At 52.0% G+C, this 14,579-nt stretch carries 11 protein-coding genes; 5 read left to right on the plus strand and 6 right to left on the minus strand.

Annotated features, from left to right (window positions below):
- Positions 1 to 313 precede the first annotated feature (313 nt).
- Positions 314 to 1,588, plus strand: coding sequence for a NupC/NupG family nucleoside CNT transporter (locus tag J3P34_RS03055; protein WP_210466327.1), 1,275 nt, complete (start codon positions 314 to 316; stop codon positions 1,586 to 1,588).
- Between the two features lie 402 nt (positions 1,589 to 1,990).
- On the opposite strand, the gene J3P34_RS03060 is transcribed toward J3P34_RS03055, so the two are convergent.
- The gene (locus tag J3P34_RS03060) at positions 1,991 to 3,637 is read right to left on the minus strand and encodes a peptide MFS transporter (protein WP_210486373.1); all 1,647 of its coding nucleotides are present in this window, start codon (positions 3,635 to 3,637) and stop codon (positions 1,991 to 1,993) included.
- A 191-nt stretch (positions 3,638 to 3,828) separates the two neighbouring features.
- Positions 3,829 to 4,446 (minus strand): NifU family protein, encoded by a 618-nt coding sequence (locus J3P34_RS03065; RefSeq protein ID WP_210466329.1) that lies wholly within the window; start codon positions 4,444 to 4,446, stop codon positions 3,829 to 3,831.
- A 209-nt stretch (positions 4,447 to 4,655) separates the two neighbouring features.
- Here J3P34_RS03065 and J3P34_RS03070 point away from each other — a divergent pair, with 209 nt between their 5' ends.
- Complete coding sequence (locus J3P34_RS03070) at positions 4,656 to 6,032, plus strand: sodium:proton antiporter (RefSeq protein ID WP_210486374.1); 1,377 nt, start codon at positions 4,656 to 4,658, stop codon at positions 6,030 to 6,032.
- A gap of 730 nt (positions 6,033 to 6,762) precedes the next feature.
- Here J3P34_RS03070 and aroC read toward each other — a convergent pair.
- Entirely contained in the window at positions 6,763 to 7,842 is a 1,080-nt protein-coding gene (gene aroC / locus J3P34_RS03075; RefSeq protein WP_210486375.1) for a chorismate synthase, read from the minus strand.
- Complete coding sequence (locus J3P34_RS03080; RefSeq protein WP_210486376.1) at positions 7,839 to 9,272, minus strand: BatD family protein; 1,434 nt, start codon at positions 9,270 to 9,272, stop codon at positions 7,839 to 7,841. The genes aroC and J3P34_RS03080 overlap by 4 nt, the downstream gene beginning before the upstream one ends.
- A gap of 277 nt (positions 9,273 to 9,549) precedes the next feature.
- Here J3P34_RS03080 and J3P34_RS03085 point away from each other — a divergent pair, with 277 nt between their 5' ends.
- Together J3P34_RS03085 and J3P34_RS03090 are read left to right on the plus strand one after the other, a co-directional pair.
- A complete protein-coding gene (locus J3P34_RS03085) occupies positions 9,550 to 10,305 on the plus strand; it encodes a ferritin-like domain-containing protein (RefSeq protein ID WP_210466333.1) in 756 nt (251 codons plus the stop codon).
- Between the two features lie 13 nt (positions 10,306 to 10,318).
- On the plus strand, positions 10,319 to 11,167 hold the full coding sequence (locus J3P34_RS03090) for a ferritin-like domain-containing protein (protein WP_210486377.1): 849 nt from the start codon (positions 10,319 to 10,321) through the stop codon (positions 11,165 to 11,167).
- Positions 11,168 to 11,509: 342 nt separating this feature from the next.
- Here the strand turns inward: J3P34_RS03090 and queG are convergent, their stop codons facing one another.
- Positions 11,510 to 12,484, minus strand: coding sequence for a tRNA epoxyqueuosine(34) reductase QueG (queG, locus tag J3P34_RS03095; protein WP_210486378.1), 975 nt, complete (start codon positions 12,482 to 12,484; stop codon positions 11,510 to 11,512).
- 269 nt (positions 12,485 to 12,753) lie between these two features.
- On the opposite strand from queG, the gene J3P34_RS03100 reads away from it, so the two are divergent.
- Positions 12,754 to 13,182, plus strand: a complete 429-nt coding sequence (locus J3P34_RS03100; RefSeq protein WP_210486379.1) for a RidA family protein — start codon at positions 12,754 to 12,756, stop codon at positions 13,180 to 13,182.
- Between the two features lie 151 nt (positions 13,183 to 13,333).
- Here J3P34_RS03100 and ruvB read toward each other — a convergent pair whose 3' ends face one another.
- Positions 13,334 to 14,377, minus strand: coding sequence for a Holliday junction branch migration DNA helicase RuvB (gene ruvB, locus J3P34_RS03105; protein ID WP_210466337.1), 1,044 nt, complete (start codon positions 14,375 to 14,377; stop codon positions 13,334 to 13,336).
- Positions 14,378 to 14,579 lie beyond the last annotated feature (202 nt).

Here is a 14,579-nt window from a genome sequence, read left to right on the forward strand (position 1 = left end):
TCACTGGCAATTAGAAAAAGGACCAACCTTCTGCGCCGAAGGTGAACAGATAAAATTTTAGGGGCTAAGGTTTTACAGGTAAATATCTGTATTTTTGTCACCATGTTTTTTAACATATCCTACATGACGTCTTCCAGGACCGTTTTCGCCGTGACGACGTTGCTGCATTTGCCTGTTCCTTTTCACTTCCTTTCCTTTTTGGGCAGGCCTGGTAGTCAACGTAAATACCTGAGACGTTCAAAATGATCCATACAAATTACTGGTCATTGGTAGCCCCAAACCCAACTAACATCAAAAAACCTTTCAATTTTATATGAACCGATTTACCGGCCTGATTGGCATTGTTCTAATCTTAGGTATTGCATTCTTACTTTCCAATAACCGGAAAGCCATCAACGTGAGGCTGGTGGTGGTGGGCCTTGCGCTCCAGCTTGGACTGGCTTTTTTTATCCTGAAAGTGCCTTTCGGGCAGATGATTTTCCAGAAACTGGGGCACTACATCACCCAAATCCTGAGTTTCTCTGACCGCGGCGCGGAGTTCGTGTTCGGGGCGCTGGTGAACAAAGAGAAAATGGACCGGGCCTTCGGGGTGGGTAATGACGTAATCTTCTTCTTCAAGATTGTGCCTACTATCATTTTTGTGGCGGTGCTGGTGAGCATTGCCTACCATATAGGGTTAATGCAGCGCATTGTGTCTGTAGTGGCGCGGGGCGTGCACAAACTTATGGGGGTAAGCGGTAGCGAGGCGGTTTCCAACGTGGCCAGCGTGTTCGTGGGTCAGGTAGAAGCCCAGATCATGATCAAGCCTTACCTGCCAACCATGACCAACTCTGAGCTTTTGGCATCCATGGCCGGCAGTATGGCTTGTATTGCGGGTGGTGTGATGGCGGTGTACATCGCGCTTGGCGTTCCCGCGGAGTACCTCATTGCCGCCAGTATCATGGCTGCCCCCGGCGCCCTGGTGATCTCCAAGATTGTTTTCCCGGAGACCGAGGTTTCCGAGACCAAAGGGAAAGTAGGCATCGAGGTAAAGAAACAAGACGCAAACCTGGTAGATGCCATCTCTCACGGCGCTTCAGACGGACTTCGCGTAGGTTTGAACGTGGTAGCCATGCTCGTAGGCTTCATCGCCCTGATTGCATTGCTAGACTATTTCCTGGGCTTTATAGGTAGATCTCTGGCCGGTATGGGAATGTCCCTGGATGCTGTTGGTATTCCGTTGGAAAACCTGAGTATGAAGAGCCTGTTAGGCAGCGTGTTCTCCCTTTTCGCTCTGGCCATGGGTGTTCCTTCCCAAGATATGTTTACCGCCGGCTCCCTGATGGGTACCAAGATCGTGATTAACGAGTTTGTGGCCTACCTTGACCTGGCTGCCATTAAGGCCAACCTGCACCCTAAGACTTTGCTTATCACTTCTTTTGCTCTTTGTGGTTTCGCCAATTTCAGCTCTATCGCTATTCAGGTAGGTGGTATCGGGCAGTTGGTACCAGAACGTAGAAAAGACCTTGCCGCCCTCGGCTTGAAAGCCTTGATCTGCGGTACGCTGGCCTCTTACATGTCAGCTGCACTAGCTGGTATCTTGTTGTAAAAGGACTCTTTTGTGAATAAAGCGCCATCGGCGGCTATCCAGCTTTAAGGGTTGGGTAGTCGCCGATGGCGTTTTAGAGCAGTTTTGGGTAAAATAGCGTCAAATCAGAAAAAGCGGAAATACCTTGTTCGGATTATCAGGAAAAGAGGTACGCACCCCTCCAAGGAGGGGAATAACATGTTTTGAGCTTGATCTTTCGATCTGTCACCTGACAGACCGAAAGATCAAGCTCAAAACCTTCCGCCTGTGGGTTGGTCTGTCAGGGGACAAACCAATGAAACGGGGAACGAAAATGGGACTGGCTAGGACTACACACTACCAAAAACGAAAGGCCGCATGGATAACTAATTCCATGCGGCCTTTCGTTTTCTTTATCGGGCAATTACCCGATTTGCTTTTAGGTTAGATAGCTGGCTTTTCCATAATTCGGCGGAGCCACTTGAGCATGAGCACGAGGGCCAGAGCCGCAGAGACCGTTACCGCGAAATTCACCCAGAAGAAGTACTGTTTGTCATCGTAGGTGTCCCAGAGGCTGGCCAGGATACCGGATAGTTTGTTCCCTATAGAGGTAGCGATAAACCAGCCGCCCATCATGAGGGCTGTCAGGCGCGGCGGACTAACTTTGGAGACCAGAGACAAGCCCATCGGGCTGAGGCAGAGTTCGCCCAGGGTGACCACAAAATAAGTCCCCACGAGCCACAGGCTGGATACTTTGAATTGGCCATTATCGCCGGCCCATACAGCGCCTACCATTACCAGGGTAGAAAGGCCGGTAATGAATAAGCCCAAGGCCATTTTTGCCGGTGTGCTGGGTTCTTTTCCGTTCCGGCGCAGCAACCCAAAGAAGCCTACCACCAATGGCGTTAAGGCAATCACGAAGAACGGGTTGATGGATTGGAACAGCTCGGTGGAAATAAGTGAGAGGGAGTTTCCTTCCTGCGGCCATTCTTCTTTGGGCAGGTTGTTCAGGTAGGGGGCGGGTCCTTCTTTGGTGATCACCTTGCCATCGGCATCGGTGCGGGTACGGAAAGCGGCGTCAAAATCTGGAACGGTGGTGGTTTTGGCATCCACTTGCTGCACCATCCCCAAAGAAGCGGCTGGTTTCTCCAGCACTTCGGGCAGGCTACGGTCAGTATAATACTCGGCCCAGGTGGTGAGGGCGGTACCGTTTTGCTTGAACACGCCCCAGAACACCACCACCACCGCAAAAATAGAGAGCAGCGCCGCAATAGGGTTCTTGTCTTCCTTAGAGGCACGGGCCCAGAGGCTCACATAGAACAGGATAATGGGAATAGAACCAAAGATGAACGCATCAGTAGAGTCTGACCCGAACACATCACCTGGAATTAAGACCCAGCTCAACACACCAACAATGATCGCCGGCAGAATAACTAACCCGAAAACCTTCCATAGCGGCATGTCATGGGGTTGGGCGGGTTTCCGGATGTCGTAGTCGCGGTGGGTTTTATTTCCGGCCCAGAAGATGATGAGGCCTATGAACATACCAATACCGGCCGCCAGAAAAGCGAAGCCCCAGCCGTATTTGTTGCGCAGGTAAGCCGCCACAAAGTTGCAGATAAAGGCCCCCACGTTAATGCCCATGTAAAAGATGTTGTACCCGGTGTCTTTCTTGGGCAGATATTGCGGCTCTGAGTACAAGTTACCCAGCAGCGTAGAGATATTGGCTTTGAAGAACCCGTTCCCGATCACAATAAGGGCCAGCGAAAGGTAGAAGAAGGCATCACCGGGCATGGCCAGGCCGCAGTAGCCCAGCCCCATGAGAACTCCGCCAATGGTGATGGACAGGCGGTAACCCAGGAGTCTATCGGCCAGGAGTCCGCCGATGAAAGGCGTTAAGAATACCAGGGCAATGAAGGTTCCGTAGATATCGGAGCCCTGGTCTTTGGGCAACCCCATTCCGCCGCTCTGGGTATCGGTCATGTACAGGAAGAAAATACCTATCATGAGGTAATAGCCGAAGCGTTCCCACATTTCCGCCAGGAACAGATAATACAAGCCTTTGGGGTGCTTAGAAGCAGTTGTTGACATTAGGGTATATTTTGGAATCTGCTTTCAAAATAGGCAAAAGAAATGGAAATATACCGTTGCCGGAATATAGAACGAGCCTAAAAGGCCAAAATCGGCCTAAAAACCCAACTCTTTCTCTCTGAAACAGAAAAGCCCATGAATGAAAAAGGCCCTGACAGAGCAGGGCCTTTTTCATGTAGTTAGATTATTTCTTAGAGCACAACGCCTTCAGCAACCACTTCGGTTACTTCTGGTACCATGCGCTTCAGCAGGTTCTCAATACCGGCTTTGAGGGTAACGGTGGCAGACGGGCAGCCGCTGCACGAACCTTGCAGGTTCACCGTTACTACGCCTTCTTTGTAAGAACGGAAAGTGATGTTTCCACCATCCTGCTCCACGGCCGGGCGTACGTAGTTTTCCAGCAGGTCAATCACTTTCTGCGAGATTTCAGTGTCCTCAGCAGAAAGGTCAGCAGGAACCTCGGCAGCAGCCGATGCCGCGCTGGTAGTTACCGGGTTGCCCAGGAAAATAGGTCCGCCAGCCTCTACGTATGATTTGATGAACGTTCTCAGCTCAGGGATCAAATGCGGCCACTGCACCGGAGAGTTCTTGGTTACGGTGACAAAGTTGCTCGCGATGAACACGCGGGAAACGTAGTCAAAGTTGAACAGCTCCTGCGCGAAAGGAGAATCTGCGGCACTTTCCACGGTTGGATAGTCCACGCTTCCGCCCTCTCCCAACAAGGTTGAGTTCAGGACAAATTTCATTGACTCCGGGTTAGGGTTCGCCTCGGCGTACACAGAAACCGGTTTGGTTGTATTTTCAGTCATGGCTGTCTTCTTTATATAAAGTAAAAACTTACGCTCAGGTATTTAAGTTTCCAAAATTAGTGAGAATTTCCGATACCTGTTAGTTACTTCTTGGGTACCGCCCATTCTGTGTTTTAAGCCGGTTTTACTTAAACCAGGCCCTAAACGCCCACCCTTTCCCGGATAAACCTTAACTTTATCCGGATTGCTCCTTCCTTCATCACGCGCCTATGCTTTTTGACACCGTTCTGTTGGCGGCCACCGCACCAGATGTACCTGGTTTCCTTATCGCTCCCTTCGCCTTGCTGATTGGCCTAATTGCCACGGGCCCTATTTTCTTCCCGGGTTTCTGGCACCATCAATTCAAGAAAATATCCGTTGGATTGGGTTTGCTGGTACTGGCCTATTACCTTTTTGTGCTGCATGACACGCACCTGCCGGTAGAGACCCTGGCCGAGTATGCCTCTTTCGCCATTCTGCTGAGTTCTCTGTACATCGCCGCGGGCGGAATCTACATCAACGCCAACGCCAATGCCACGCCGCTCATCAACGTAGGGATTCTGCTCTTCGGCGCCATTATTGCCAACCTGATAGGCACCACAGGGGCCTCTCTCCTGCTGATCAGGCCATTCATCAGGCTAAACAACCACCGCATCAAGCCTTACCAGATCGTATTCTTCATCTTTATCGTGAGCAACGCCGGAGGCTTGTTGACTCCGCTGGGCGATCCTCCGCTGTTCATCGGTTTCCTCAAAGGCGTGCCTTTTTTCTGGACCCTGCAGCACCTTTTCACGCCCTGGGTTATTGCCGTGGGCGCCTTATGCCTGATTTTCTTTATTCTGGATAGCCGCAACAAAGAAACCTTTACGCCTAAACCAGAGGTGCAGGCCCGCAATGAAGCCAGAACCGAGTTCTTCTTTACCGGCAAACGCAACCTGCTCTGGTTGGGCGTCATCATTGGTGCTACCTTCCTGAACCCTGCCTCTTATGATTGGTTGCCGTACATTCCGCTAGAAGGCGGCGTCAAAGTTTCTTTTGTGCGGGAACTGGTGCAATTGGCGGCCGCCCTGCTGTGTTTCAAATTTGCCAGCCGAACCGCCCTTAACGGGAACCACTTCACCTTTGACCCCATTCTGGAGGTGGTATTTCTGTTCTTCGGGATTTTCTTCACCATGATGCCTGCCCTGCAACTTTCCGCGGAACTGGCCTCGTCTCCCGAGTTTGCCGCCAAACTGACCCCCTCAGTCTTCTACTGGGTAGCGGGCTCTTTATCCGGCGTGCTGGACAACGCCCCCACCTACGCCAACTTTCTGTCTTTGGGCATGGCCAAATACCACCTCAACTATGCCAGCACCACCCAAGTCTATAACTTCGCCTACGGCCTGGGCCAAACCCCTGAGACCCTGCTGGTGCTGGAAGCCATCTCCATCGGATCAGTACTATTCGGCGCGATGACCTACATTGGCAACGGTCCCAACTTCATGGTGAAATCCATCGCCGAGCAAGCCGGCGTCAACATGCCCCCCTTCTTCCAATACATGTTCAAGTACTCCATCGTCTACCTGTTGCCGGTACTAGCTTTAATTTGGCTGCTGGTGATTTTGTAAGGATTTTGGATGTTATTTGGGGTTTGTTTAGCGGCTGATTTATGGAAATCGGCCTCCAAATTGATCTTGTTTTATAGGGACGGGTATGATTGATAGGTTCTTTGTAGGTACCTCCCGGTTGTTGCGGAGGAGCCGTTGGAGACAAGGCGGTGCCTGGTCTCTACAATCTGCAAATGTCAGAATGCGTGGACTGAGTGGTGTAAACCTACCCCTCCCAATAGAGGAATTCGGGAATGCGAGCCTCTTTCCCGTCTGCAATACCGTCTGCTCATCTGCAATACCGTCTGCTCAAAAGACCTCGTAGGGTCCGAAGGTCCCGCGATTATCTGTGCCAATTGCCGGCCCAGAAGACACAAGGCATTGCATTTCTACAAAGGAAGACCTCACAGGTTTTCAAAACCTGTGAGGTCTGGGGCGTTCCTGCAAACTCATTTCCTTTTCCAGCCTTTCGGTGGAGCGCCTTTGTTTTAGACCTGGTGCCGCAGGCAGGCCAACCTGCCAAGGCTAAAACAGCAGCGCGAGGCCGGAAGGCGGGGCCTCGCGGCCGTGAGCGCACGGAGCCTAGCTATGCAACAATAAAGCTTATGAGCTAACGCTAACAACGGCGCCACGCCAGCACAAACGGACTACGTAACCAGTGAAGCGGCTCCAGAAGATAACCAACACACTCAAAAACAAACTTTTTAAAAACAAAAAAGGCCTGTTTTTCACAAAACAGGCCTTAAACATATCAAACTTTATTCGTCCGCTGCCGCAACACAAAATCAGCGAGCACCAGAGCCGCCATGGCATCTACAATCGGCACGGCGCGGGGCAACACGCAAGGGTCATGCCGGCCTTTGCCTTTCAGGGTGATCTCCTGTCCGCTCTGGTCAATGGTAGTCTGTGGCTGCAGGATAGTGGCCACTGGCTTGAAGGCAACTTTGAAATAGATGTCTTGTCCGTTGGAGATACCGCCCTGGATACCGCCAGAATGGTTGGTGCGGGTTTTCACCTGGCCGTCGTCATCGGTGTAGAAGACATCATTGTGTTGGGAGCCGTACATGCTTACGCCCTCGAAGCCGCTGCCGTATTCAAAGCCTTTCACGGCGTTGATGCTCAGCATGGCCTTGCCTAACTCGGCATGCAGCTTGTCAAACACCGGTTCTCCCAGGCCAGCCGGAACGCCAGTGATCACGCAGGAAACTACCCCACCCACAGTATCCAGCCGGTCGCGAGTTTCCTCAATGAGCTGGATCATGGTTTGGGCCGTCTCGGGGTGTGGGCAGCGCACAATGTTGCTGTCCACCTGGCTCAGGTCGAGCTTGGTGTAGTCAGCGGGCGCGTGGATAGGGCCTACCTGCGAGACATAGGCGGTTATCTGGATGCCTTGCTGGGCCAGGAACTTCTGGGCCAGCACCCCGGCAGCTACGCGGGCCAACGTCTCCCTAGCCGAGCTCCGGCCGCCGCCGCGGTGATCGCGGGAGCCGTACTTTGCGGTATAGGTATAGTCTGCGTGCGAGGGCCTGTAAGCGTTTTCTATGTGGGAGTAATCATGGCTTGCCTGGTCTTTGTTGAAAACCGCCAGCGTGATGGGCGTACCCTGCGTCTGGCCGTTGAAAATGCCGGAGAGGATCTGCACCTGGTCTTTCTCATCGCGGGGTGTGGTGATCTTGGACTGCCCCGGGCGACGGCGGTCCAGGGCGGCCTGGATTTCCTCAATGGCGATGGGCAAGCCGGCAGGGCAGCCATCCACAATTACGCCAACGGCCGTCCCGTGCGATTCCCCAAAGGTGGTGATCCGGAAAATGGATCCGTAGGTATTACTCATTTCCTCTTTAGTATGAAAATAAACGAAGCCACTCCCAGCAGCAGACCCAGCACCACATTGGTGTAAAGGCGCACTTCCTTGAACTGGTCTATGCTGATGAGCTCATTGCTTTCTGTGGCGGCAATATTGTAAAAATCGCCCACATCTTGCGCCCTGATAAAACTATTTTGGTCCTCCTGGCCGCGTACCTGCACCGTAAGCGCTGGCTTTAGCGTGTCATAACGGGCGGTGACGGGATTGAAAAACACCCACTGGAACAACTCCTTCAAGGGGAACTCGCCCGCCTGGCGGCCCACAATGAAATACCGGAACGTCTTGTTCCCCACCAACCGGCCCTGGGTTACTTGTTGGTTTTGCCGTATCTCGGGGGAATAGATTTCCAGCTCGCTGGAGATACCCATGCTCTGCGGGGCCGGCAGGGTCCTGATGTTGCCTTCGCCTTTGATGTTGAAATGGTACACCAGGTTCTGGTTAAGGGAAATGGTTTTGCGGGAAACCTGCTCTTCCAGGCGGAAAACGCCTACGGCTACCTGGTCCCGTAGCGGGTGCGACGGCAATCCGCGCACGGTCACTTCTTTGCTTTGCGCTGAGTAGGTTTTGTTTTCCGGCAGCCGGTTTTGGGTGAGGAGCGAGGGATTTTTCGCGATCTTGTATTTGATCATGCGCAGGCTCACCACCGGAAAGCTGAGCGGCTGCGGTGTGATGGGAAACAGGATGGCCTCATACAGTTTGTAGCGGGTGAACGGCTTCTCGCCTATCTTGATTTTCTCCGGCAGAATTTCCTCCTGCTGCACCACTTCCTCCAGGGTGCTACGCTGTTTCAGTTGCCGCACAATGGTGCCTATCTGCGACTCAAACTCAAAGAAATCCAGCAGGCCCAGGTCGGCATCTGCTACGTAGAACCATAGCGAGACCGGTACCGCTTCCCCCACAAACACCTTTTCTTTGGGCACGTGCAGCGTGAGGAAGGCATTCTCTTTCACGTCTACAAACTCGGGCGCAGCCGCGGTGGCGGGCACAGGAGAGGCCAGGCTATCCTTAGGTGCCGGAGCCGCAGGCACCGATGGTCCCACTTTCACCTTGACACCCGGTACCGCCACGTTCTTTCCGTCTACCACCAGGGTGAAGGGCTTTACGGTGACCTCTCCTTCCTTGAGCGGGGCATATTGCTGGGTGAGCGTGTAAACCATAGAGGTTTTGGTGCCTCTGGTTATGGTGGTGGTAAAGGATTTCTGGGTGCTTTTCTGCAAGCCTTCAATCTCTGGGAATCCTTCAACTTTGGCCGGCCGCACGCCAGGCGACTTTAAAGAAATAGTGAAATATTGGTCAATGGGGATAGCGGTAGGGCCAAATTCTACGGTAGGGCCCTGCGCGCTGCACCAGGCAGCCCAGCCCATAAACCATAGAAAGAAGATAACCGCCTTTTTCATCTGTTTTCTTTGAAACGGCCCTGAAAAGCCGTCTTTTAATTTTTACAAAAGTACGAATAACCGCTCAGCCTCCCTATCTATCTGGCGCATAGTTCAGAAACCTGCCAAAAGAAATACCTCAATTCTCATTTTTTTTCCTGGACCCGAAATCCGGGGCTACAACTCTCCTCGTAGGTCTCGCAAATTCCGCCGGTGAAAGGAGCCGGGCCAGGGCATGGCCTAAGGATGGGTAAGCCTTAGGCTATTGAAATTATTTCATCTTCAATTATTTAAAACTATGGCAAAAAACACAAATTCAGTTCCAGAGCAGGGCATCCTGCAGGGATTGAAAAACCCTCTCAACAGACGTTCTTTCCTTCAGTACACTGGGGCAGGCGTAGCAGCATCGGCACTTTTACTGGCAGGCTGCGATGACGATGATGACATGACCAACACCAACATGTCTGGTACCGTAAACTTGGGTTCCGGCGATGTAGGTATCCTGAACTACGCCTATGCCCTGGAGCAATTGGAGGCGGCGTTCTATACCGCGGTGGTAGCGTTGCCTAATTTCTCCACCCTGTTCACCAGCGCCACAGAAAGACAGGTGCTCACTGACATCCGTAACCACGAGGTAGCGCACCGCGAGTTCTTCAAAGCCGCCATCACCGCCAATGCCGCCAGTCAAATCATCCCAAGCCTGACGCCTAACCTTCCTTCCAGTGCTTTGGCTAGCCGTGCCTCTATTCTGGCAACCGCCAAAACGTTTGAAGACCTGGGCGTAGCCGCTTACAATGGCGCGGGCAAACTGCTTACCAACTCGGCATTCCTGAGCATTGCCGGTAAAATTGTTTCCGTGGAAGCCAGACACGCCGCCGAGATCAGAGACATGATTGAGAACGGCACCTTCGCCAGCGGCGCCGCCGGCATTACCGCAGGCAACATTGTAGACGCCAACGGCCTAGATGTAGCCCTTACGCCAGCCCAGGTATTGGCCGCCGCCCAGCCTTTCATCAAGGAAACCATTAACGCAAGCAGTTTACCAACCACCTAATCAACAGAAAGCCATGAATATCTTCAATATACTAAAAGAGGTAGAGAAAGTAGATCCGGAAATATTTGACCGCATTGATCCGCGCCGCGAAGTCTTCAAACACTTCGGTGGGTTCGGGAAGAAACTGGCTGCTGCCGCTATTCCTATCGCCTTCGGGTCTATGCTGAACAAAGCCTACGGACAGACAACCGCCAACCCATCGGTGAGAGAGGTGCTTGAGTTTGCGCTGTTGCTGGAAAACCTGGAATACCACTTCTACCTTAGAGCCGCTGCCACAGACATTTTCCCGAGTGCCGCCGGTAAAACCGCTTTCGGGGTCATCCGTGACCATGAAAAAGCGCACGTAGACTTCCTGCGGGCCGCTATCTCAGGCATGGGCGGCGCTGCCCCCACCACCTACACCGATGCCAGCTTTGACTGGACCGCCAATGGCTTGTTGGGTAACGCCACCTTCACCAGCTATCCAACCATGCTGGCAGTAGCCCAAGCCTTTGAAGACACTGGGGTAAGGGCCTACAAAGGAGCCGCTCCGGCCCTTATGAGCAATGACACCGTTTTGCAGGCCGCCCTGCAGATCCACTCGGTAGAGGCGAGACATGCCGCGCACCTGCGCCGTATGCGCCGTGACATGACCAATGGCGTGGCTGGCCTCAAACCATGGATCACCATGAAGGACAGAGGCGGACTTCCGGCCGAGTTCCAGGGAATCTATGACGGTGAGGAAAACACTACCCAAGCCACCGTGAACATCACCGGTACCTTCGGCGGGATCACGATTGATGCCAATGCTGCTTCAGAGGCCTTTGATGAGCCGTTGACTGTGGCCCAGGTGAATGCAATTGTAATGCCTTTTATTGCTTAATTTATTTAAATTATACAAAAACAGGCCGGACTTGTACAAGTTCGGCCTGTTTTTGTATAAATACGAACCTAATCAGTATAAATATTTCCACAAAAACTTTTAATATATGGAATTAAAAGATGCATATTTGCGTCTGCATAATATCTAATCCATCATAAATTAAATTACATCTTACTTAAAGACATGTTAGAGTACGTGAAATTGATTTTAGACAAAGTAAGCTTTGACTCGAGTTTGTTTGAAAAAGAACTGCGGAAAAGTATGCGGATGCTAATGCACAAAGAGTTGGAAACCTTGCGCGATTGGTGCTACAATCACTTCTCAGGCACTTATAACACTATTTTAGATAAGGTCTTCGGCAACGTCTTCACTGCCTAGGGAAGGAACGGGCTCAGTGGCCACAAAGTGCAGGTTGCGGGTAAGCCCGTCAAACCCTGTCCGTTTCACTGCCGATTTTCTGAAAACATCCTTAAAAACCTCCTGGGTTAGCTCCAGCCAATCGGTTTTGGAAAGGTGGAGCAACTCTGGATGGGGCGCGAAGGCCGGCTCACGGTGCGCTTTGCTGAAACGGTTCCAGGGGCAGACATCCTGGCAAATGTCGCAGCCAAATACCCAATTCCCAAATTTCCCCTCCACTTCCTGCGGAATCTGGTCTTTCAGCTCAATGGTGAAATAAGAGATGCACTTGCTGCCGTCTACTACGTACGGCTGTGAGATGGCATCTGTGGGGCACGCATCCATGCATTTGGTACAGGTACCACAATAGTCTTTGATGGGCCCATCAGGCTCCAGTTCCAGGTCCAGGATGAGCTCCGCGATGAAAAAGAAACTGCCCACCCCCGGCCGGATGAGGTTGCTGTTCTTGCCTACCCAGCCCAGCCCGCTTTTCTTCGCCCACACCTTGTCCATGACTGGTGCCGAGTCCACAAACACGCGTCCGCCCACCTCACCAATCTCTTCCTGAATGTAGTTGAACAGCGTTTTGAGCTTGTCTTTGATCACGAAGTGGTAATCCTGGCCATAAGCGTATTTGGAAATCTGGAAAGTATCCTCGGCCTGGGTTTCCTCAGGGTAATAATTCAGCAGCAGGCTCACCACCGATTTTGCTCCTTTCACCAGCAGGCGCGGGTCTAGACGCTTGTCAAAATGATTGGCCATGTAGTGCATCTGGCCATGCATGTTCTGGTTTAGCCAATTCTCCAGCCGGGGCGCCTCTTCCTCCAGGAAATCAGCCTTAGACACACCACAGTACATAAAACCCAGTTCCTGGGCTTTCTGCTTGATGAGTAGGGTATGCTTTGGGGCAAGATTGAACATTGGTATTGAGGTAAGCTGTGAGGACAGAACAAAATTGGGGGAAAAGAATTTCACTTACATCGTTTTTCTGCGTTAAGGGTGCGTTTCTGGGAAAATAGGCGCAAAACACCTCATGGTTGGCAAACAAATCCTTCCACTCCGTTGTGGAGGATAAACCCTGAGGTTTCCTTCCAAGTGGTTTATATCCCTAGCAGATGGACCCTTCCTAAACAGGCGAGTAGGGATGTTTTTGGTTTCGGCTGTCAGTATGAAAAACTTTCGCCTACACTATGACCAAATCTTTCTTTACCCTCCTTCTTATTTTACTGGCGTACACGTCACAGGCCCAGGAACAAACCGGGGCCACGCCAAAACTGTACCGTCCTAACCAGGAATGGAATTACGCCCAAGCCTACCGCAGCGGCAACCTTCTATACATCTCCGGCACCGTGGCAAGCGGCCCCATGGACAAAGCCATTGATCAGGTGTACCGCACCCTACAAGCCACTCTGAAGCAGTATAACCTTGATTTCACCCACGTAGTGAAAGAGAATCTGTACACCACCAACATGGAGGAAACCTCTAAGCACCACCTGGTCCGGAAGAAGTACTACGGCACCCACACCCCAGCCGCCACCTGGGTACAGGTAGTTCGGTTGCTGGAGCCTAATGTGGTCTTAGAAGTGGAGTTGATCGCCGAGATCAAGAAAACAGAATAAAGCAGTCAGGAAAAGAAAAACCTCACAGGTTTTTAAAACCTGTGAGGTTTGCACATACATTTTCAAGTACTATTACCTCATAGTGAACGCAGCTCCTACGAGTAGTGTCTTACTGTTTTAGCCTGTTATCACCTAATTAGCCTTAAAACGGCTACTCAGCGTTGTCAAACAAGGTACCGCTGCGCACGTGGTTAGGTGGAATTTTGCCCAGGTGACGGTACGCGGCCTCGGTGGCTTCGCGGCCCCGGCTGGTGCGCTTTATGTAGCCTTCCTGGATCAGGAATGGCTCGTATACCTCTTCAATGGTCTCGGCTTCTTCGCCGCAGGCCGTGGCGATGGTGGAAAGACCCACCGGACCACCTTTGAACTTGTCAATGATGGTGCTCAGGATACGTTTGTCCATCTCGTCCAGGCCGTTATGGTCCACGTCCAGAGCATTCAGGGCAAACTGTGCGATCTCCACCGTGATGGTACCGTCGCCTTTGATCTGGGCGAAATCGCGGGTACGGCGCAGCAGGTTGTTGGCGATACGCGGTGTACCACGGCTGCGGCGGGCAATCTCAAAGGCAGCATCCTCATAGATAGGTGAACCCAGGATCTCGGCGGAGCGCTGTACAATAGAAGTCAACAACTTGGAATCATAGTACTCCAGCCGCGAGTTAATCCCGAAACGGGCCCGCAATGGTGAGGTCAACAGACCGGAACGTGTGGTAGCCCCAATGAGCGTGAACGGATTCAAAGAAATCTGCACGGAGCGGGCATTAGGGCCCGAATCCAACATGATATCTATCTTGTAGTCCTCCATGGCAGAGTACAGGTACTCCTCCACAATGGGGTTAAGGCGGTGAATCTCATCAATGAACAGCACATCGTTGCGCTCCAGGTTCGTGAGCAAGCCTGCCAGGTCACTAGGCTTATCCAGCACCGGACCAGAGGTGATCTTGATATTGGAACCCAGCGAGTTGGCGATGATGTGCGAAAGCGTGGTTTTACCCAGGCCGGGAGGTCCGTGCAGCAGCACGTGGTCAAGTGCCTCGCCCCGCATGATGGCAGCCCCCACAAATACTTTCAGGTTCTCCACCACCTTGGCCTGACCGGTGAAGTCGCTGAAGTCCAGAGGCCGGAGGGCCTTGTCAAACTCCTTCTCGGCGGGCGAAAAGTTATCGGCAGAGCCGCTTAAATAGTCTTCTCTCATGTGTAAAATCTCTTAGCGGTCTAAGCAAAGATTCAGATGTAAAGATAACAGCTATCTGCCTAAAAACGCTCCATTGTTGGTGTAAAAAGCCATCTTTTTGCTACTATTTTTACCAAGACAGATCAACCAAACCAATTATTTTAGCAAAAATATTCCTTCCTTACTTTCTCATATTTAGCCTAAAAACAGAAAAGGCAGCCAC

Source organism: Rufibacter aurantiacus (assembly GCF_017916345.1).
GTDB lineage: Bacteria > Bacteroidota > Bacteroidia > Cytophagales > Hymenobacteraceae > Nibribacter > Nibribacter roseolus.